Origin of the sequence: Salinibaculum sp. SYNS191 (assembly GCF_037338445.1) — an archaeon.
GTDB classification, from domain to species: Archaea; Halobacteriota; Halobacteria; order Halobacteriales; family Haloarculaceae; genus Salinibaculum; species Salinibaculum marinum.
In genome coordinates, this window is record NZ_CP147838.1 from 2,918,603 (window position 1) to 2,936,660 (window position 18,058).

Below are 18,058 nucleotides of genomic sequence, written 5' to 3' on the forward strand. Positions count from 1 at the left end.
CGGCTAGTCGTCCGCGGCGAGGGGCGGGTTCGCTCGTCCCGCGGTCGCCGTCTGTTCGTCCGACACTGCCGTCCACGCGAGGTCGCCGTCGTAGTGGAAGGCGCGGTGGTCCTGCTCCGGGTCGACGACCGTCAGCGAGAGCCAGCCGTTGTCGAGCAGTCCGGCCAGGTCCTCGTGGTCGGCCAGAATCTCGGTCACGCGGTCGACCGGCGCGTGAATCACGGTCGAGAGACGCAGCGGCTGGTGATACGGGACCCCGTCGGCCGCCATCACCGACTGGAGCGGGAGGCCGGTCGCGAGGTCACCGCCGTTGCCCTGGTAGACCCCCAGGTTGCCGACGGGGTTGTGGGTAATCTTCGACCCGCTCCCGTAGACGCCGTTGTCGACGGTCGCGAAGTAGTACTGGGTGTTTATCCACTGGGTGACGACCATCGGGCCGGCCATGATGGCCGACAGCGCGTCGCCGTCTGGGTCGGTCGCGTGGTCGTAGGAGTGCAGGAACGCGCGCCCGTCGAGGTCTACGTCCTGCGTGAGTTCCCGCGGCCCGATGACGAAGGAAGCGTTGCCAGCAAGGCCCCACTCGGGGCGGGTCTCCGCCCAGTCGGCGGCACGGCGTTCGGTTTCGCGGCGGGCGGTCGCCGCCCCCGCGTCCATCGTCTCGGCGCGCTCGGCGGCCGCGCCTGCACGGGCGCTGGCGAGGTCTGCACGGAGCTGTTCGACCTCGTCCTCGTGGCTCTCCGGGACGTCACCGTCGTACAGGGTCACCTCGTCGGTCGTCGTGTTGTGCTCGCCCGCGAGGAAGACGGTGTCCTCCGGGATGTCGAAGCCACGGTCGCGGAGTTCGTCTCTGACTGCCTCGTCGTTGCAGAGTGCTGCGAGCACGCGAGCGTTCGGCCCGCCGGGATTGCCGGCGCAGGCCCCGCAGTCCAGACTCGACGCGAACGGGTTGTTCGCGGTCTCGCTGGCGTGGCCCGTGAAGACGACGACGCGCGCGAACTCCTCCCAGCCCATCAGGTCGAAGGCCGTCGCGGCGTACTCGACTTTCTCCTCCAGGACGAGTCCCTCGCGGAGGGAGGTGACGGCGTCCGGGTTGTAGTCGACCGTCGGTTCACAGAACTCGTGCGCTTCGGGCGCGCGGTCGGTGGCGTGCACGGCGTCGTAGACGCGGGCGGGCAGCAGCGTCCGGGCGGCCAGTGCAGCCCCGTAGCCGGCCCCGGCGCTCTCGACGAAGTTGAACGCCGTCGCCGCGTTCGACTTGAGGACGTCGACGACGCTGTCGGCGGCGTCCACCGTGCGGTGCCAGCGGTTGTGGGCTTCCCGTTTGTCGTGTGCGTCCCCGGTAGGGCGGTCCGCGATGCGGTGCTGGGCGTCGAGAATCGGCGGGCACGCGTCCACGGTCACGTCCGCGTCGTAGCCCTCGTAGCGCATCGGGATGCCGAAGAACCCGGCGTAGCCGTGGGTCTCGTAGTCGCCGGTGGCCTCGACGTGACGGCGCAGCACCTCCGAGCGCGTGTCGATACAGAAGACGAGTTGGGCGTCCGGGCGGCCCCCCTCGTCGCCTCCGGACGCCGTGGCACTCGCGTCGGCGAGCGTGTCGACCAGTTCCTCGCGGTAGGTCGCCTCCCACGCGGAGAGCCAGACCTCGGGGAGGGGAATGTCTCCGCTGGCCGGTCCCACGTGGTCACCACGTGCTTTTTCGGGCGCGTCCGACGGCGCGATGGATGCGTCGAGCAGGTCCGCGAGCGTCAGGCGGACCGCCAGGTAGTCGGCCAGCGTGATGGGACAGGCGGACTGCCAGGCCCCGCCGTCGGCGACGCGTTGCTTGATGAACCCGGTCCACCCGGGCAGCGCGGTCAGGTGGAACTCGAAGACCTCCGGGAGCCGGTCGGGCGGACACCCGTCGACGACCTGGCGGATGGCCGCCACCGGGTCGGCCGGCAGGTCGGCGAGCGTCTTCCGGTCGGGGATGTCGTCGTCGTAGCGGGCGACCGCGCGAAACGCCGCGTAGAATCCCTCCTCGCGGTTGGGCATCGGCCACTCGGCCTGCCCCTCGTCGAGGAAGGCCGCCAGCCACTTCGTCAGAATCCGGTCGAGGCGGTCCTGGACCGTCGTCTCGCTCGGGGCCGGGGACGACGATTTCGTCTCCATCCGTTCGAGCAGCGCCGTCGGGTCGGCGTCGTACCCGTGCACTGCCAGTTCTGACCGGAGAAGCCCGGTGTCTATCTGCCCGCGCTCCCAGGCGCGACGGAAGACGTCGGCGCTCGGATAGCCGTCGCCGTCGAACACCGCCTCGCCCTGCTGGACGGCCTCGTGAAACGGCCGGTCCTCGAAGCCGGCGAGCGGGTTGGCGGTCACGAACGAGTGGAGCGGCCAGACGGACCCGACCGTGGTCGCTGCGGTTTCGATGCTGTCGCGGATGTCGGTTTCAGTAGTCATTGTACTCCTCCGTGGGCGTCAGCAGGGTTCCAGTCGGTGGCTGAGTGGCATTCACGAGCGCCGCGTACAGGCGCGTGCTCCGGCGATAGACGCCGCTCTCGATGGCGAGATACGCCGCGACGAACGCCACGGCGACGACGCCGTGGACGACGATCAGTTCGGCCGGGTCGCCGACCGCGGGGAGCCCGACGAGCAGACTCTCGACGACGGTGTAGACGCCGGCGTAGACGGCGATGGCCGGCAGGAAGACCAGCGGGACGGCGCCGAAGCGCAGCGTGGCCGGCAGCGACGTGTGCCTGACCGTCTCGCGGGCGGCGTGCAGTGTCGTCAGGACGACGAGCAGCGTGAGCAGGAGGCCGCTGTCGAGGGCCGTTCCCTTGCCGGTGAGGGCGGCAAAGACGACGCCACCCGCGAGCGCGGTGACGACGACTGCGGCGAGGCCGGCCACTCCCGTCGACTCGCCGGTCTTCGCGTCAGCGGGTCCCCGGTGGTCGATTTCGCCGCCCGAGGAGAGGAACTGGTAGGCCTTGTAGAATCCGTGCAGGACGAGGTGGGTGATGGCGGCACCGAAAAAGCCCAGGCCGGCCTGCATTATCATGAAGCCCATCTGCCCGACCGTCGAGCAGCCGAGCTGGCGCTTGACATCGGTCTGGACGGACTTCAGGACCTTCCCCAGCAGTGCGCTGGTCGCGCCGACGACGACTATGAGCAGCATGACACCGGGCTCGACGGAGACGACGGGGCCGAAGCGCAACAGCAGGATACCGCCGGCGTTGACGAACCCGGCGTGCATCAGGGCGGACGCCGGCGTGGGGGCCGTCATCGACGAGAGTAACCAGGCCTGGAACGGGACGAGCGCCGACTGCACCATTGCCGCCACCAGGAGCGCGCCGGCGGCGAAGATGAGCGGCAGCGATTCGACCGTCCCGACGGCCGCGGCGATACCGGAGACGGTCGTCGCGCCGGTGACCCACCACAGCGTCGCGAGCGCGACGGCCAGCGAGGCGCTGCTCGCGAGGAAGTACCGGCGCGCGAGCGTCGCCGCGGTCCGTGCCTGGGGCCACCCCCTGACGTGGCCGATGAGGGCGGCCATGAGGAGCCCCATCGCCAGCCACGCGGCCGCGAACAGGGCGAGGCTGTCGGCCGCGACCAGCACCATCACGACGAGCGTGAACGCGAACACGCGGGCGAAGAAGCGGTCGACCCTCTGGCTCCCGGCCATGTAGCGCCGCGAGTAACTGTGGACGATGCCGCTGAAGAAGGTGACCGTCGCCCACATCGTGACGGTCAGCCCGTCGACGACGACCAGGCCCGACAGTTCCCACGTCCACCCGGTCACGAGTCGCAGGGCGAGCGTGCCGAGACTCGCGACCCACAGGAGCCACACGAGTCGCGTGAACAGGGCCGGCAGACGGGAGTCCCCGGTCGTGATGTTCGGACGCTGTCCCACCGTCGTCGACTGCTCGTGTTCCGTCATCGTTCGGTGTGTCCTCGACCGACCGCCGTCACCGGGCCCTCGCATCGACCCCGACGACAGCTTTCGGTCGCCTTCGCCCACTAGTACGAACGAACTGTGTATTAAATACTTCTATATTACCAGAACGTTCTTCAAATTGTGGATTATAGAACATTATGGTTTTCCCGCGCGACTCACTGTGGAGTGTGTACGCTGGACCTGGGAAGTGCCGTCCAGGGGGACTTTATCTTGAAATGAGCGTCCGAGAAGGGGCCTGCTGGTCGTTCGTGGTGCCGACCGAGAAGCACAGTCGTTCCACTGGCCGACGACGAGACGGGGTCACTCGGTGTCGGTCGCCTCGCGCTCGGGGTCGAACTCGCCGAAGGGCGTCGTCTCGTGGCTGCGGACGAGCACTTCGTCGGCGACGGTGAGTCCCATCTCCAGGAGTTCCTGGGCGACCGGCGTGATGTCGCTATCGGACTCCCCGACGACGGTCACGAGGAGGTTCTGCTCGCCCGTGACCAGCTCCTGGACCGACACCACGCCATCGATTGCAAGTATATCCGGGATGAGTTCGCCGCGTTCGGGAATCGAGGCCGTACAGAACAGCAACATTCGAAGCGGGTAGCCCGATTGCTGGTAGTCCACCTCTGCGCTGTAGCCCTTGATTACGTCTCCCGACTCCAGTCGCTGGATGCGCTTGCGCACGGTGCTGTCGGAGGTTCCGGTTCGCTCTGCGATGTCCCCCGACGACATGTTCCGGGCGTCCTCCTGCAACGCGTGGAGGATTGCCCTGTCCACGTCGTCGATGTCCTCGTCGGCCATACCCGTACCTCCCACGTCCGCGGCAAAGGGGCTTTGCCTCCCAACCCTCCCGGGGACTCGACTGCGCTGGCAGTCCGTGCTGGCGGCCCGGCGAGTCATGGCCCGCTTGTGGTGCGGGTTCACGTAATTATTAGTATCACAACTATTGCTATTGAGTAAGTGATTTTAGCTACGTACTGTAGTTTTCCAACTTTATATCCTGTATATATCTTAACTAGTTAAGATATAAATATGATGTACTATTGCATTTTCAGTATGGCTGATAAACACGGTCAGATTGCGGGCGAGTCCGCCGCGTCGGGGGACGGCCAGTCCGCCGCGAACACACCGGCAACCGTCGTCGTAAGCGACGAGAAGGGGTACGTCGGGAATACAATCACGATTCGGGGGCGGAACCTCCCCGCGAACGAACGACTCGACGTCCGGTGGAAGTCCGTCCAGGGGGAGTGGGGTATCCTCGAAGCCCACGAAGTCGTCGGTCCCCAGTACGCCCCCCGGACGGAGACGATTGCGACGGTCGAGACGGACGAGTCGGGGGCATTCGACGAGTCGTGGACCGTGTTCGAGGACTACGGCGGTGACCATCGCATCGAACTCGTTACCGCGGACGAGGAGGTCGTCGGACAGACGGAGTTCGAGATCATCCCGCACTTCGAACTCGAAAACACGACGGCCGCGCTGGGTGAGTCGTTCACGCTGCGCGGGTACGGCATCGGTCCCGACATCATGGTCAACAACTACCCCGTCGTCTGGGACAACGGCTACGTCGGCTTCGTGACCGGCGTGGTCAATCGCGGGACGGCGACTGCCGACATCCGTGCCGTCGGTCCGCCCGGAACGCACGTCATCCAGGTCTGGCGCAGTCACCTCGGCATCCCGTTCCTGCAAAACGACACCCAGTCGCCCTACGGCGAGGTTTCTGACGGCCGCAAACGCGTCTGGCAGGTCGAGGTAACCGAACCGGACGAGCCACCGGAGACGGCGTGGATGGACCCGCTGTTCGAAGAACGGCCCATCGACATCCACTACACCGAACTCGACGAGGAGACCGACGCCAGCCTCGACATCACCCCCGAGTACGGCCAGCCGGGGACGACTGCCATCATCACGGGGACGGACTTCCCCGCCTACGAGGAAGTCAACCTCCACTGGTATCGGTACGACGGCCACGAGCCCCAGGGCAAGCGTGCACCGCCGGACCACTCGATATCGCCACAGCTGAAACCGGACGTCCTGCCGACGCTCACCACGGACAGTGACGGGCAGTTCCAGACCGAGGTGACCATTCCGAAGGACGTCGGCTCGACCCACCCGATTGCCGCCGCAATCGGCGGCCGGGAGGTTGCCGTCACGGGGTTCATGATGCAGCCGGCAATCGAGACGTTCTCGCCGACCAGCGGCCCGGTCGGGACCGAAATCGAAATCGAACTCACCGGCGTCGGCTGGACGAACTACGAGACGACGCCGCTTTTCGTCTACGACAACGACATGCTGGGCTACTCCTGTGCCCTGAGCGGCCCCGAACGCAACAAACTCCGCACCGTGCTCCGGGCGACTGGCGAGCCAGGCTGGCACTTCATCGACGTGTATCCCGGCCTGTTCAACACGAAAGAGGACGACCCGGACTACGAACTCAAACCCCACCTCTCCTACCTGGACAACCACCCGATTCGACCACTTCCGGGGTTCCACTTCGCCTTCGAGGTGACTGAGTAACCCGCCCGCCCGGGGTTCACAAGGATGTGTTCGTAGACGTGTCCCGGTCTATCGCGGTCCAGAACGTTTCGAAATCCTACTCAGGCGACGGCGGGTCACTTCGAGTCCTCGACGAGGTGTCCTTCGACATCGCCGGGAGCGAATTCGTCGCCCTCCTCGGGCCCTCTGGCTGTGGCAAGACGACGCTGCTGAAGATACTGGCAGGCACGGTCAGCGCCGACGTCGGCGAGATTTACGCCGGTGAGACGCGCCTCACCGGCCCCTCGCCGGACATCGCAATGGTCTTCCAGGACTTCCACCTGCTCCCCTGGAAGTCCGTTCTGGAGAACGTCCGCGTCGGTATCGAACTCCAGTCCGCCTCCAACGGCGACACCGGAGAGGCCGTGGCCAGCGAGTGGCTGCGGAAAGTCGGTCTGGAGGGCGTCGCGGACAGTTACCCCTCGGAACTGTCTGGTGGGATGAAACAGCGGGTCGGGCTCGCGCGGGCGCTCGCCGTCGACCCCGACGTCCTGTTGATGGACGAGCCGTTCGGCGCGCTCGACGCGCAGACGAAGGACCGCCTGCAGACCGAGTTGCTCGAACTGTGGAACGCCCAGCAGAAGACCATCCTCTTCGTCACACACGACATCGACGAGGCGATATACCTCGCGGACCGCGTCCTCGTTCTGTCGGAGAAGCCCGCGACGATCGTCGACGAGGTGGAAGTCCCCTTCGAGCGCCCTCGCTGGAAGCGCCGCGTCGACATCGAGGGGAGTTCGGCGTTCAACCGTATCAAGTCACGACTCAGGGACGAACTGGGACTGTCAGTCGAATGACCGGAATTGGAGGCGGCCTTATAAATATCAAAATGGTATAACTTTCCGCCCGCTGACTCTCTACGGTCCTCCACCATCGTCTGCCCATTCCGTCCAGAAACTCGGGAAACAAGGTCTCTCGAACGACCTCATCACGTTACAATACTCTTGACTTTATGAAAATTCACGTTATAATACATTATTTCACGCTCTACTTGTCGACAATCATATTATAATCTAATTAACCATTTCTGTCTTGGAACAGACGATGACACGTTCAGAGTCGAGTCGGACCGAGCACGGACGAGACGACGGACGGAGACAGTGCAGCGTCTCCGGGCCACGCAGGACCAGACGGGCCTTCCTCGCGACAGGCGCTGCCGTCGCCGTTGGCGCACTGAGCGGCTGTCAAAGCGGGGGCGGGAAGACGACCGGACCGACGCCGACGTCGGACTCGATGCCGTCGGTCAGCTATCGCCACCGCTTCGGTCGCTCGGGACTGGACCCCGCGGTGAACGACGGCGGGGTCGAACTCGGAACGTGGGAGAGCGAGGGCATCGACGTCTCGTTTGGAACCTCCAGAGGCTCCCAGGCGGCGGTCCAGTCTGTCACGGCGGGCGAAGACGAGTTCGGAAACGCCGAGATCTCGGCGATTCTCAAGCAGATTCAAAACGGCGCGTCACTGACGATACTCGGGCAGGTCATCGACGCCATGAGCGGCGTCGTCTCACTGTCAGAGACGGGGATTACCGAGTGGCAAGACATGGAAGGGAAAACCGTCGGGACGTATCCCTTCGGCGTCTCGGGCAACCTCGCACGCGCTGCCCTCGCAGAGCGGGGCGGCGACCCGGAGAAGGTGAACTGGCGCAACATGCAGCCCGGGTCCGCGACGAAACTCGTCCGGCAGGGCACCGTCGACGCCGCCGTCACGTACTTCCCGCAGCTGGAGGTTCGGCTGGGGAAGGCGAACACCAACGTCCTGATTCTGACGGACGTGATTCAGTACCTCGGTCCCGCGCTCTTTACGAGAGACGAGATACTCGAAAACAGGCCCGAGATGGTGAACAGTTTCGTCCGCGGGTGGCTCAAAGCCCACGAGAAGTTCGTGACCAACCTCGACGAGGTGATTGCCGCGACGGCGGCACACCAGCCGGAGTTCGACGAGACTGCGGCCAGGAAGACGCTGGGTCCGATTTACGCATCGAGAGTCCCGCCCAGAGACATCGGAACCGAGTACGGGAAAGGGTGGACTCCGGAGGACGAACTCGAACAGACACAGGCGGTCTTCGCCGAGACCGGCATTCTCCCGGAGACACGGGCACTGGAGACGTACTACACGAACAGATTCATCGAACGGAACGAAGACCTCGCTGTCGAGACGGCGACGCTGTACTACGACGAACTGAGCGAGAACTTCGAGGTCGGACCGAACTACGTGTAACTCCCTCTCACCAATACATGGCCTCTGATTCCGTTCGCTGGTCCCCGACCGCACGGTCGAATAGCCTGGAGGCGCTCGTATCCAGACGCGTCCTCCTGCCGGGGTTCGTCTTCGTTACGCTCCTCGTCCTCTGGGAGTTCGCGCTCCCGGCACTCGGCGTTCAATCGTACCTTCTCCCGACACCGAGCAGGATTCTCGCGGCGCTGCTCGGGGAGTACCCGACGATAGTCGGCCACCTCGTCTTCACGCTGAAAGCCTTCGCCGTCGGCTTCTCGTTGACCGTCGTCTCCGGCTATCTCCTGGCGCTCGCCATGTCCCAGTCGAAGGTCCTAGAGACGACGCTCTTTCCCTACGTCGTCATCGCTCGCTCGATTCCCGTCATCACGCTGCTTCCGCTTTTCATCGTCTGGCTCGGGTTCGGCTTCGCCTCTATCGTCGCGATAAGCTACCTCATCAGCTTCTTCGCGATGGTGGTCAACTCGCTTGCCGGGTTCAAATCCACGGACGAGGAGCTGGTGAACATGGTCCGCAGCTTCTCGGCGACGAAGCGGGAAGTGTTCCGCAACGTCCACCTCTACTCGTCGCTGCCGTACGTCTTTGCGGGCATCAAAATCGCCGTGATTCTCGCGTTCACGGGGGTGATTGTCGGTGAATTCCTCGTCGGGACCGACGGCATCGGCTACCTGATTCTCCAGTACAACAACTCGCTCGCCACGCCGGAGATGTACGCAAGTGTCCTGGTCGTCTCGCTTACCCAGTTGCTCCTGTTCGGAATCGTGGTCGGCATCGAACGGCGGGTCGTGACCTGGGACCACGGCAACGGAACTATCTGGTGAGGACAGCGGTCCGGAGTTCCCGTCCCTCGCGAAGTCGCGTGCGCTCGGGAACGCCGCTGGCTCTTCTTCGCTCCGGTCTCTCCCTCTCTAGCTCGTCACAGTCGGCTTGAGGACGCGCCACGCGATACGCGGGCGAAGCAGCGACGTCGGCGGCTCCTCCATCGTGACGACCCGCGTGTAGGCGTCGGCCAGCCGCCCGTCGCGGTGGGCCTTGCGCGTCATCCGTGACAGGTACCGCTGGATTGGAACGGTCTCGTCAAATATCTACGGTCCGACCAGCTACCGAACCGTGCGTGTGTCCGGACTCGAAACGGAGCATTCTGTGTACGACAGGGGTTGCAGAGCGAGCAACTCCGACCCGGGATTTTTTACGACGGCATCGCACGTTTCGGTGTGAACCAGAACCCTCCATCCGACCAGGTGACGACCGATGCAGACTCACTCGTCGCCTTCGACCGCTTGCTCGACTGGGGCATCGGCGGCCTCCTGGGTATCGTTGGCCTGCTCGCGACGCTTGCCGGGGTCGCGCTGTACTACGGTACCGACCGACCCGATATCGCCACCCTGATACACAACTCGGAGTTCCAGTCCGAGGTCCTCACCGAAGCGGAGGCGATCGACGCCGTGGTCGCGCTCGGCCAGTGGACCGGAATCGGTCTCGGCGTCGCCGGTGTCCTCACCGTCGGTATCGGCATCGCCGTCGTCGTCGCGCATGGCCGTGCCCGGCAAGACGGCCGGGGGACGCCCCGCTGGATTCTGGGCGTCGTTGGCGCTATCGTCGGCGTCGTCCTCGGGTTCGTCCCCTTCTCGCCCGTCATCGGCGGTGCCGCGGCTGGCTATCTCGACCCCGACCGGACAGCGAGCGGCGTCGGGACAGGCACACTCGCCGGGCTGTTCGCGACCCTGCCGGTGCTGGTCGTCGCCGTGTTCGCGGGAGCGGGACTGTTCGTCGGGCTCCCGGGCGACGTCGCGGGAATCGTCGCGGTGGTTCTCGCAGTCGGAGTGCTCATCAGCCTGGCGTACTTGGTCGTGTTGAGCGTCCTCGGTGGGTACTTCGGCGGCTGGCTTCGCAAACGTCAGTGAAAAATCAGGCAGCGTGGGGTGTGGGACGGACGATGCTGCCGTTCTACTCGCCGGCTGTCAGCGGCAACTCCACGACGAACACGGCACCACGTGGCTCGTCGTCTTCCACCCAGACGTCCCCTCCGTAGCGTTCTACGAGCGTGTTGACGAGATAGAGTCCGATCCCGGTGCCGCTGCTCTCTAGACCCTTCTCTCCTTTCCCGAATATCTCGTCCTTTTGGGCATCCGGAACTCCGGGGCCGTTATCCGCGATGCGTATCTGCACACTCCCTTCGCTTTCGCGGGTAGAGACGGTTACCTCCGGTTGCTCGCTATCGTTGTGCTGGATTCCATTCTTGAGCAGATTCCGGAATACGGAGTCGAGATTCTCTCCTGCCTTGACCGTCACGTCCGGGATGTCACCGTCGACTGCGACGACGGCATTCGGGTAGGCAGAGCGGACGATTTCGCATTCTGCTTCGAAGACGTCCCTGAGCTGGACCGGGCGGAGATTCGTCTCCGTCGAGAGCATTGCCTCGGTTATCTCCCGCGCAGTCTTCGTGAGTTCCACGGCGTGGTCGGCGCTTTCACGCATCCGCCGGACCTGTGCGAGTTGGTCGTCGCTCTCGATGCCGTCGGCGAGCAACTCCGCATTCGCAGTGACCACCTGGAGGTCGTTGCGGATGTCGTGTCGCACCACTTCGTTCAGGAACTCCAGGTTGTCGCGCTGGCGTTTGAGACGCTGTTCGTACTTCTTGCGCTCCGTGATGTCTGCGAACAACGACATCAACGCGATCGGCGTGCCCGTCTCGTCTGTCACGAGACTCGCGATACAGTGGGCGTCGAACGTCGTTCCGTCCCGCCGGACCCCCTGCAACTCCCCGGACCACATCCCATCGCGTTCGACAGTTGCAGCGACGCGCGCTGCCTCAGTCTGGTCCTCCCAGAACTCCGTCACTGACTTCCCGACGACTTCCTCCTCACGGTCGTACGCCCACATGTCGAGGAAGGCCGGATTCACCGACGTCAGGTCACTATCGAGGTTGGCAATCGCGATGGCTGTCGGTGATGCTTCGACGACGTGCTCGATGATTTGAAGCCGTTCCTCCCGGCGTTTCCGGTCTGTCACGTCCGTGTAGACTGCATACCACTGCGGCAGGTCGCCCGTGGTCTCCGAGACCCGGACGTTGAGCTGGAAACTGCGAGTCCCGTCGGCCGTGTCGCGCTGTACCTCTGTTTGCACTTCGCCGTCGGTGAGCACGTTCTGATTCAGGTGTTCGACCTCGGCTTCGACCTCCTCTGGTGCAATCAACTCGCTGAGGTATTCGCCCGCGGCGTCGGCAGTGTCCCCGAATACCTGCTGGAATTCCGGATTGACGTTCCGCACGACAGCCTCCCCATCGACGGCTTCGCCGTGCATGACCGGCACCGGTAACATTTCGAAGAGGGTCTCGTACCGATGCCGTTCACGTTCCACCTCGCTCGCACGCTTTTTGCGCTCTGTGATGTCGTGGGCAGAGATGATCAACGAGACGATGTCACCACTGGCATCCTCGACGGGGCGAATGACGCCGTCGACCGAGTACGGTCGTCCATCCGCGTGTGTGAGATTGGCAGAATATTCGACGTACTCACCGCTTGCAGCACGCGAAACCCACCGGCGGACGTCCTCGCGCATATCCTCGGTCCACCACGGCGTCTCCCAGGCGAGTTCGCCTATCACCTCCTCTTTCGGAACGTCGATAAACCTCATCGACGCCTGGTTTACGTTCAGCAGCGTTCCGTCGGGGTTGAGGACACCGACGAGCATCTGCGGGTCCTCGAAGACTGCCTCGAAGCGACGCGTACTCCGCTCGTAGCGCTCCTGGGCGGTGCGCCTCGTGATGGCATTCTGGATTCGATTGGCCAGAATCGTGTACTGGTCAGTGCCGGGTTGTTTTTCGACGTAATCGGTGACGCCGGCAGATATCGCCTCGCTGGCGACCGTCTCACTGCCTTTCCCGGTGAACAGGATAAACGGGAGGGACGGGTAGTCGCCCCGGACGGCATCGAGAAATCCGAGTCCATCCTTGCCAGGCATGTCGTAGTCCGAGACGATACAGTCGAACTCCGCCGTTTCGAGCGTGGCGAGACCGTCTCTGGCGCTCGTCGCCGTCTCGACGGTGAAGCGGCCGTCTTCCCGGGCTAGAAACTCGGCCGTCAACTCCACGAAACCGGGGTCGTCGTCGACGTGCAATACTCGAATCAGGTCGCCTGATGTTACTTCGGAATCCTGCTGTGGAACGGATGCCTGGGGTTGGATGTTCTCTGACATGGATGTATCCTACTCTCTGTCGCTAGGACTGCACTCCCTGGGGGTCGGCCTCTCCCGCGTAGAATGGCACGCAGGGCAGTGAGACTGGCTGGTCGTGACTCGTCTGTTGGCCTGTACTCTTGCACCGGTTCATGTTAGACAGTGAATTTCTCCGGGTTGAGCCAGAGCGTGAACCCGTCGTCCTCCTTGATGAGGCCTTCGAGAAGGTCGGCGTCGGCGACGTTCCCGGCTTCGACCTCCTTCTCGGATACGTCGGCCACTGCCTCGACGTCCGACACGAGCCACCCGGTGGCACTGTCGGCGTCGACGGTGTCCGAGTCGAGGACGATGATGCGGTTTTGCGACTGGCCGCCGTCGGTCAACACGTCCTCCGCCCTGACGTCTTCGGTGTCCAGTATCCGACAGGGATTGACGATGGTCGTCGTCCGCCCGCGGAGGTCCATCACGCCCTCGACGTACGCCTCGGAGTTGGGAATCGACGTCATCTCGCCGCCGTCGACGATTTCGGCCACGTATTCGATATCGAGGCAGTAATCTTCGTCGCCGAGCGTGAACGTGAGGACCTGCATATCATCAGCGGTCATTCTCACTCACCGGCTTCGACCTGGGTTTCCCACTCGTCGCTGAAGGTCTCGACGAGGTTCGCTATCTCCGTCACTTTCGCGGTCTGTTCCTGGTTCGCGGCGGCCAGTTCGTCTATCTCGTCGGCCATCGTCCTGGCGCGGTCGTTGGCCTGGTCGGTCATCGCCGCTACTTCCTCGGTACTGGCGGCTTGCTGGTCCGTCGCGTCCGCTACCTCCTCGATTCCGTCGTTGACTTCGCTGACGGCTTCGCCGATTTCGTTGAGACTCTCCAGGGCGGTGTCGACCTTCTGCAGCCCGTCGTCGATGCGCTCGTTCGCCCGGTCGATACTGTCGACCGTCTCGTCGGTGTTGGACTTGATTCGGTTGGCCATCTCCTCGATGTCGACGGCCTGGTCCTGCGTTTCCTCTGCGAGCGTTTTGATTTCGTCGGCGACGACGGCGAACCCTTCACCCGCGTCGCCCGCGCGTGCGGCCTCTATCGACGCGTTCAGCGCGAGCATGTTCGTCTGGTCGGCGATGTCCTGGATGACGGTCACGACGTCGTCGATTTTGTCGACGCGCTCCCGGAGTTCGGAGATGTCCGCGGCGACCTCTCCTGCCGCGTCGTCGACTGCGTCCATCGAGTCGATGGCGTCGTTCGCGGCCTTTTGGCTCTCCTCGGCGAGTTCGCGCGCTTTCCGGCTTTCGGCCCGGACCTGGTCTGCACTCGACGCGATCTCTTCGACCGTGGCGCTCAAGTCCGAAATCTCCTCGGCCACCTCGGCCATGTTGTCGGCCTGCTCGGCTGCGACACCGTTGATTTCGTCGGTGCTGTCCGAAATCTGTTCTGCCGCAGATGCCAGTTCTTGCGTCGAACTTTGCAGTTCCAATAGTCTATCCTTCTCGATGACGACTTTGTCAGATTCAACGGCTGATGATTGGTCAACTGTACTGGTTTGCTGGGGTTCTGACGACATGCAGTCTATTCGTTTGAGACATGACAGTTAAAGCTTCATCCGCAATTTTCACAAATACGAGTTGCAGTACAAGTGCCTGGAAACCTTTTTCGCGGTCGGGGAATTTGGTTTCTGTGAAAATCAAATCGTTCTCTTTCATTCGACCGTCTTCTCTGACTCGTACTCTACCATCGGATTGACCAACCGAAGGCACCGCTCCGGGAAGGATGGCACGACGAGGTCCGTCTGTGCATCCATCGTGACGACAACACACTGTTCGGTTTCGGGAACGAGTACCAACACGAATACGTCGTCGAACCCGTACAGCTGGAATCGCTTCTCTCCGACGATGTCTATTCGCTCCTGAACACGCTCCCACACCATCGACGACGCGACCAGTATCGACTGCCTGTACTCCTCGTCCTCCTCGAACCGCTGCCGCAATTTTCCGTTGGGATGGCAAATCTCCAGGTCACGACCGTGAAAGCAAATCAGCCCGTGGAGAGACTCTCCGATGGAATCCTGGAGGAAGGTCAGAAGGCCCTGGTAGGAAAATTCGGACTCGGAGACAGACGTGTAACTCTCGACCTGGTCCACCGTGAAAATGAGGTCCACGATTTCGACACCTTCCTGTGTCAGGTCGTGCAGGCGGTTTTGCGACTGGTCGTCCGGAACCAGGAGCATCACCAGATTCTCCTCCCGTAGCTGGGAGAGCGCTCGCGAAACGTCAGAGAGCGAAAGCGACGTTTCCTCGACGATCTGTGATGGTGCGGCCGGTCCCTGTTTGTACAGCTCCTGCAGACAGATCGTTCGATGTTGGGAGCGCGAAACAAATCCAATCTTTTCGACCGAGATGTTCGACCTATCCGTCGGCATCTGCCTCTGGCCAGCGATACTCACTCCACTCGGTGTCGGTCCCGACGCGACTGCCACACTCGCGGCGCGGATGCGTGCGCGAATCTGCGTTCATTCCAGTCTCTACACGTTCAATACGGTTGGTGGCCTAACAATTCAGGGGTTGAAATCTCTCGGTGGCCGGCGCACGTGCGGTGGATAAATCAACCGGCGAGCGTACCTGCTCTCTCGCACCGGATTGCGACTTCGATGCCGGGGCGACGAGGGGCCCTGTCCACCCGCTCCACGGGCGCTAGACGCGGCCGCCGTGGAGAGTCGCCCTCACCCGAGGTTGATGTTGATGGCCTTCGTCTGCGTGAATTCGTCGAGGGCCTCCTTCGCGTTCTCGCGGCCGGTCCCGGACTGTTTGTAGCCGCCGAAGGGCTGGCCCGCCGACACGTCGTTGTAGTGGTTCACCCACACCACGCCGGCTTCGAGGCGACGGGCGGTCCGGAGCGCCTTCGTGACGTCGCTGGCGATGACGCCGGCGGCGAGGCCGTAGTCCACGTCGTTGGCCCGCTCGACGACTTCGTCCTCGTCGCTCCAGGAGAACGTCTCGAGTACTGGCCCGAAGATTTCCTCCTGGACGGAGGGGTGGTCGTGGTCGATGTCGTCGATGACGGTGGGCTCGTAGAAGGCACCGCTCTCCAGCGCGTCGTCGTCGGGGACGCCACCACCGGCACGGATCGTCGCGCCGCTGTCTTTCGCCGCTTCGACGTACTCGCTGGTCCGCTGGACCTGCTCCGAGGAGACTTTCGGCCCCATGTCCGTCGCTTCGAGCAGCGGGTCGCCGACGGTCATGCCGGCCGTGGCACCGGTCAACGCGTCCAGCAACTCGTCTTCGATGTCCTCGTGGACGAACAACCGCGAGCCCGCGGCACAGCACTCGCCCTTGTTGAAGAAGATCGCCATCATCGCCGCCTCGACCGCTTCCTCGATGTCGGCGTCGGGATAGATGATGACCGGACTCTTGCCACCGAGTTCGAGCGTCGTCTTCTTGATGTCCTCGGCGGAGTTGCGGATGATCTCCTGGCCGACCTCGGTCGACCCGGTAAAGGAGATCTTCGGGACGTCGTCGTGCGTCGAGAGTGGCTCGCCCGCGTCCTCACCGTAGCCAGTCACGACGTTGATGACGCCGTCGGGGACGACGTCGTCGGCCAGTTCCATCAGCTTGAGTGTCGAGAGCGGGGTCTCCTCGGAGGGCTTGAGGACGACCGTATTCCCGGCAGCGATGGCCGGACCGAGCTTCCAGACTGCGATGAGCAGCGGGAAGTTCCAGGGGACGATAGCGCCGACGACGCCGTAGGGTTCCTTGACTGTGAGGACCTGCTTCTCCCGCTCGAAGAGGTCGTTCACCTGCCGGGTCTCGCCGTTGACGTTGCGGGCGGCCGCGGCGTAGTAGGTGAGATGGTCGATTACCAGGCCCATGTCACCCATCGCCTCGGTGATGGTCTTGCCAGTATCGAGGACTTCGAGCGTGGCGAGCGTCTCCTGGTGTTCCTCGACGGTGGCTGCGAGTTCCGAGAGGACGCGCTGTCGTTCTCCGGGGGAGGCAGAGCCCCAGTCCTCGAACGCGCGCTGGGCTGCCTCGACTGCCCGGTCGACGTCTGTTGCGTTCCCCGCCGGTACTTCAGCCAGGGCCTCGCCGGTGGTCGGGTCCCGTGTTTCGATGGTCTCGGTGCTGTCACCGGGGACGAACTCGCCCCCGATGTAGTGGCCGAGGTGGTCCGGGACCGCCTCCGCTGCTGCACCGCGGTGTCGCTCTTTGATTTCACTCTCCGTCTGGGCCGAACTGTCACTGGATGCGCTCATCGTGGAAGACAGTGGCAAGCTACTCTATGACACAATAAATAATTAATTGAATCTGCATTATGGATTAACCTCTAAGTCGATTATAGAGGATACTATAATCTCAACTCGCTCTGGCCACCAATGATATCATCCGAAATCGCGAATTTGCGGCTGGTACAGACTCCCTGAGCGGGTGAGATGGCGCGAGAGGGTTGCTACGCGTCGATAATCCGATGCGTTTCTATTGGCGAACATTTATTGTACTTGCCGAACCAGATTCTCGTACCACTCACAATGTTCAGCGGGAACGATTTCGAATTCAATCTCTCGGCGAGGGACGTCGCTATTCTCAAAGCCCGGGTGAAATATCCCGAGAAACCCGTCAGTGAACTTCGAGACATCCTCGAAGCGGAGTTCGGAATCTCACTCTCTCACAACCGGGTCAACGAGATTCTCAACGAGATGAAAGCCGAGGACATCTTCTCGATGCAGGCAGTTCCGAACCGGAACATCTTCGAGTACTATCTCTTTCAGGTCGCCTTTCACTACTCCAACTTCGACGAGAACTGGGAGCGCTGTTACAAGAAGTTGCTCGACGACCCCCACGTCGTGATGTTCTGTAGCGCGGACGACTACCACGAGTGGCAGTTCGTCGCCCAGTTCGCCTCGCCGGACCACAGCGAGGAGTGGCGCCACGAATTCGTCAAGGAGTACGGCGAGTTCATCGCCCAGATCGACAAGACGGCGTTCCCGACCGTCCACAAGTTCGAGACGGCGGCAGCGGTCTTCGACGACCTCCTCCACGAGATGGACGGCGAAGAGTTCCTGGAGAAGGCCCACCGCGTCGACGGCCAGGACGCGACCGACCGCGTCTCCATCAATCAGTGACGCCGGGTCCCGCCTCGCCAGCCGAACGACTCAGCTTCTGCACGTGATTTCGCCCAAACAGGTGAAATACTTATTCTGGTCCGCCC

General features: G+C 63.2%; 15 protein-coding genes. 6 read left to right on the plus strand and 9 right to left on the minus strand.

What is annotated here, in order from left to right:
- Positions 1-3 precede the first annotated feature (3 nt).
- The 3 genes from WDJ57_RS15445 to WDJ57_RS15455 all read right to left on the minus strand — a co-directional run bounded on the left by WDJ57_RS15445 (position 4) and on the right by WDJ57_RS15455 (position 4,717).
- Positions 4-2,436, minus strand: coding sequence for a DUF2309 domain-containing protein (locus tag WDJ57_RS15445; protein ID WP_338901746.1), 2,433 nt, complete (start codon positions 2,434-2,436; stop codon positions 4-6).
- Positions 2,426-3,913, minus strand: coding sequence for a proton-conducting transporter membrane subunit (locus tag WDJ57_RS15450; protein WP_338901747.1), 1,488 nt, complete (start codon positions 3,911-3,913; stop codon positions 2,426-2,428). The genes WDJ57_RS15445 and WDJ57_RS15450 overlap by 11 nt, the downstream gene beginning before the upstream one ends.
- A 318-nt stretch (positions 3,914-4,231) precedes the next feature.
- The gene (locus WDJ57_RS15455; protein ID WP_338901748.1) at positions 4,232-4,717 is read right to left on the minus strand and encodes an Lrp/AsnC family transcriptional regulator; all 486 of its coding nucleotides are present in this window, start codon (positions 4,715-4,717) and stop codon (positions 4,232-4,234) included.
- Between the two features lie 255 nt (positions 4,718-4,972).
- Between WDJ57_RS15455 and WDJ57_RS15460 the strand changes: the two genes are divergently transcribed.
- From WDJ57_RS15460 to WDJ57_RS15475, 4 genes are all read left to right on the plus strand, one after another.
- Positions 4,973-6,433 (plus strand): hypothetical protein, encoded by a 1,461-nt coding sequence (locus tag WDJ57_RS15460; protein WP_338901749.1) that lies wholly within the window; start codon positions 4,973-4,975, stop codon positions 6,431-6,433.
- Positions 6,434-6,459: 26 nt separating this feature from the next.
- A complete protein-coding gene (locus WDJ57_RS15465) occupies positions 6,460-7,248 on the plus strand; it encodes an ABC transporter ATP-binding protein (protein WP_338901750.1) in 789 nt (262 codons plus the stop codon).
- Between the two features lie 247 nt (positions 7,249-7,495).
- Positions 7,496-8,668, plus strand: coding sequence for an ABC transporter substrate-binding protein (locus WDJ57_RS15470; protein ID WP_338901751.1), 1,173 nt, complete (start codon positions 7,496-7,498; stop codon positions 8,666-8,668).
- A 17-nt stretch (positions 8,669-8,685) separates the two neighbouring features.
- Positions 8,686-9,504, plus strand: a complete 819-nt coding sequence (locus WDJ57_RS15475) for an ABC transporter permease (RefSeq protein ID WP_338901752.1) — start codon at positions 8,686-8,688, stop codon at positions 9,502-9,504.
- Between the two features lie 87 nt (positions 9,505-9,591).
- Here the strand turns inward: WDJ57_RS15475 and WDJ57_RS15480 are convergent, their stop codons facing one another.
- Positions 9,592-9,726 (minus strand): hypothetical protein, encoded by a 135-nt coding sequence (locus WDJ57_RS15480; RefSeq protein WP_338901753.1) that lies wholly within the window; start codon positions 9,724-9,726, stop codon positions 9,592-9,594.
- Between the two features lie 171 nt (positions 9,727-9,897).
- Between WDJ57_RS15480 and WDJ57_RS15485 the strand changes: the two genes are divergently transcribed.
- Positions 9,898-10,587, plus strand: coding sequence for a DUF5518 domain-containing protein (locus tag WDJ57_RS15485; protein WP_338901754.1), 690 nt, complete (start codon positions 9,898-9,900; stop codon positions 10,585-10,587).
- Positions 10,588-10,630: 43 nt separating this feature from the next.
- On the opposite strand, the gene WDJ57_RS15490 is transcribed toward WDJ57_RS15485, so the two are convergent.
- The 5 genes from WDJ57_RS15490 to WDJ57_RS15510 form a co-directional block, all read right to left on the minus strand.
- Entirely contained in the window at positions 10,631-12,880 is a 2,250-nt protein-coding gene (locus tag WDJ57_RS15490; RefSeq protein WP_338901755.1) for a PAS domain S-box protein, read from the minus strand.
- A gap of 134 nt (positions 12,881-13,014) precedes the next feature.
- Positions 13,015-13,464: a chemotaxis protein CheW gene (locus WDJ57_RS15495; RefSeq protein WP_338901757.1), complete on the minus strand. Its 450-nt coding sequence runs from the start codon at positions 13,462-13,464 to the stop codon at positions 13,015-13,017.
- A gap of 2 nt (positions 13,465-13,466) precedes the next feature.
- Positions 13,467-14,420 carry a methyl-accepting chemotaxis protein gene (locus tag WDJ57_RS15500; RefSeq protein ID WP_338901758.1) on the minus strand — a complete coding sequence of 318 codons (954 nt, stop codon included), beginning with the start codon at positions 14,418-14,420 and terminating at the stop codon, positions 13,467-13,469.
- A gap of 135 nt (positions 14,421-14,555) precedes the next feature.
- Complete coding sequence (locus WDJ57_RS15505) at positions 14,556-15,083, minus strand: hypothetical protein (RefSeq protein ID WP_338901759.1); 528 nt, start codon at positions 15,081-15,083, stop codon at positions 14,556-14,558.
- Positions 15,084-15,575: 492 nt separating this feature from the next.
- Positions 15,576-17,105, minus strand: coding sequence for an aldehyde dehydrogenase family protein (locus tag WDJ57_RS15510; protein WP_338901761.1), 1,530 nt, complete (start codon positions 17,103-17,105; stop codon positions 15,576-15,578).
- A 273-nt stretch (positions 17,106-17,378) separates the two neighbouring features.
- Here WDJ57_RS15510 and WDJ57_RS15515 point away from each other — a divergent pair, with 273 nt between their 5' ends.
- Positions 17,379-17,972 carry a helix-turn-helix domain-containing protein gene (locus tag WDJ57_RS15515; protein WP_338901762.1) on the plus strand — a complete coding sequence of 198 codons (594 nt, stop codon included), beginning with the start codon at positions 17,379-17,381 and terminating at the stop codon, positions 17,970-17,972.
- Positions 17,973-18,058: the final 86 nt, after the last annotated feature.

Excerpts from the sequence above, each read along its gene's own strand:
- WDJ57_RS15500 (WP_338901758.1), bottom strand. The coding sequence starts at position 14,420 with ATGTCGTCAGAACCCCAGCAAACCAGTACAGTTGACCAATCATCAGCC.
- WDJ57_RS15505 (WP_338901759.1), bottom strand. The coding sequence starts at position 15,083 with ATGCTCCTGGTTCCGGACGACCAGTCGCAAAACCGCCTGCACGACCTG.
- WDJ57_RS15470 (WP_338901751.1), top strand. The coding sequence starts at position 7,496 with ATGACACGTTCAGAGTCGAGTCGGACCGAGCACGGACGAGACGACGGA.
- WDJ57_RS15450 (WP_338901747.1), bottom strand. The coding sequence starts at position 3,913 with ATGACGGAACACGAGCAGTCGACGACGGTGGGACAGCGTCCGAACATC.
- WDJ57_RS15480 (WP_338901753.1), bottom strand. The coding sequence starts at position 9,726 with ATGACGCGCAAGGCCCACCGCGACGGGCGGCTGGCCGACGCCTACACG.
- WDJ57_RS15475 (WP_338901752.1), top strand. The coding sequence starts at position 8,686 with ATGGCCTCTGATTCCGTTCGCTGGTCCCCGACCGCACGGTCGAATAGC.
- WDJ57_RS15455 (WP_338901748.1), bottom strand. The coding sequence starts at position 4,717 with ATGGCCGACGAGGACATCGACGACGTGGACAGGGCAATCCTCCACGCG.
- WDJ57_RS15460 (WP_338901749.1), top strand. The coding sequence starts at position 4,973 with ATGGCTGATAAACACGGTCAGATTGCGGGCGAGTCCGCCGCGTCGGGG.
- WDJ57_RS15510 (WP_338901761.1), bottom strand. The coding sequence starts at position 17,105 with ATGAGCGCATCCAGTGACAGTTCGGCCCAGACGGAGAGTGAAATCAAA.
- WDJ57_RS15515 (WP_338901762.1), top strand. The coding sequence starts at position 17,379 with ATGTTCAGCGGGAACGATTTCGAATTCAATCTCTCGGCGAGGGACGTC.
- WDJ57_RS15490 (WP_338901755.1), bottom strand. The coding sequence starts at position 12,880 with ATGTCAGAGAACATCCAACCCCAGGCATCCGTTCCACAGCAGGATTCC.
- WDJ57_RS15445 (WP_338901746.1), bottom strand. The coding sequence starts at position 2,436 with ATGACTACTGAAACCGACATCCGCGACAGCATCGAAACCGCAGCGACC.
- WDJ57_RS15495 (WP_338901757.1), bottom strand. The coding sequence starts at position 13,464 with ATGACCGCTGATGATATGCAGGTCCTCACGTTCACGCTCGGCGACGAA.